Below are 256 nucleotides of genomic sequence, written 5' to 3'. Positions count from 1 at the left end.
GCCTATACGCGCAGCATGGTCGTCCGTGCGCGGCGCTCGATCGACGACACCGACCGCCTGCTGCTGCTGTTGCGCCACCAGTGGGCGCGCGCCGGCAAGCGGCTCAGCCTGGAGGGCACGATCGATGCGGGCATCTTCTCCGAGCAGTACATTTCCGCCGTGGCGGTCCTCGACCGCAAGGGGATCGTCACGACCTGCTCGCAGCCCGAGGTCATCGGCAAGTATTTCGGCAACCGGCCGTATTTCACCGAGCAGC

Annotated in this window: 1 protein-coding gene; it reads left to right on the top strand. The window is 66.8% G+C overall.

Annotated elements, in window-relative coordinates:
- On the top strand, positions 1-256 hold a 256-nt coding region (locus tag KVT32_RS30650), incomplete at both ends, for a hypothetical protein (protein ID WP_217619492.1).

Source organism: Achromobacter sp. GbtcB20, from assembly GCF_019091095.1.
Taxonomy (GTDB): Bacteria; Pseudomonadota; Gammaproteobacteria; order Burkholderiales; family Burkholderiaceae_B; genus Achromobacter; species Achromobacter mucicolens.
This window is presented reverse-complemented; position numbering and strand designations above follow the sequence as displayed.